The 1,077-nt window shown below is 72.3% G+C and carries 1 protein-coding gene; it reads right to left on the bottom strand.

Annotated elements, in window-relative coordinates; all coding sequences use genetic code 11:
- Positions 1 to 251: 251 nt before the first annotated feature.
- Positions 252 to 971, bottom strand: coding sequence for a hypothetical protein (locus tag ACWDCZ_RS41680; RefSeq protein ID WP_449818771.1), 720 nt, complete (start codon positions 969 to 971; stop codon positions 252 to 254).
- Between the last annotated feature and the right edge of the window lie 106 nt (positions 972 to 1,077).

Below are 1,077 nucleotides of genomic sequence, written 5' to 3'. Positions count from 1 at the left end.
GTGAACACCTCCACCTGACGTGTCGACGGCTTGTCGCCCGCCGGACGGTTGTCGCCCGCCGGACGGGCCCCGGCGGGCGCGGCCCCCAGCACCGCACCGGCGAGTACGGTGGCGAGCAGGGCGGTGGCGGTTCTGACGGTGGTGCGGTGCACGGGGGTCCTTCCGGAGGGAACGGTCTGTGGCCTGCTCCCTTCCCATGGCGATAACCTGACAATCCTGCGTCAGTGCAAGCCGATTCCCGAACCCACCGGTCACGCACCGGCCCGGGCCGGCCCGAAGGACAGGCGGCCGACCACCGCACAGGCCACGACGGTGCTCAACCAGGCCAGGACGGCGACCGTGATCGTCACGGGGAAAGACCACTGGAACGCCCCGATGAGGACGAGGGAACCGGCGAACGACCCGACGGTGAACACGATGCTCCCGACCTGCACCACGTCCCTGAGGCCCTCCCGGGACCGGTGCAGACCGTGGACGACCGCCGCACTGCCGGCGCTGATCAGCAGCGCCACCCCGAGGACGGGCAGCCAGGGCAGCTGAGGCTTCACCGCCCGGTGGCCGCGGTACGAGATCTGCACGACCTCCCCCTTCCAGACCCCCACGTCGATCGCGGTGCCGACCTCCACGTCCTGGAAGAAGGGCTCGCCCACGTCGTACTCGTCGCCGCCCGCGGTCTCGCGCGCGACGACCAACTTGTACGAACTGAGGTCGTTCTCCCGGTCGGTGTCCACCTTCTTCCTCACGACCCGCCCGCTCTCCAACCGCAGGCAGTCCGCACCCGCCCCGGCCGCCGACGTCCCGCACACCGGGGCCGTCCGGTACGCCACCGTCACGTCGTACGTGCGCACGAAGAGGAGGAACCCGGCCACGACGGGCCCCAGCCCCGCCAGCACGATCAGCACCCGCCCCGCCGCCCGGAGCCGCGCCGCCCGCCTGCTCGGCTTGATGACCGGTTCCGTCCCGACGTCCATCGCACCCTCACCCACCCCACGACACCTGCCCGTTGCATCCGCGGGCCTCCCGGCTCGCGGGCCGGCTGGTCGGTGCCGGGGTGACGCCGGGCGCGATGGTGGCGCT

This window comes from Kitasatospora sp. NPDC001225, from assembly GCF_053597855.1.
This window is presented reverse-complemented; position numbering and strand designations above follow the sequence as displayed.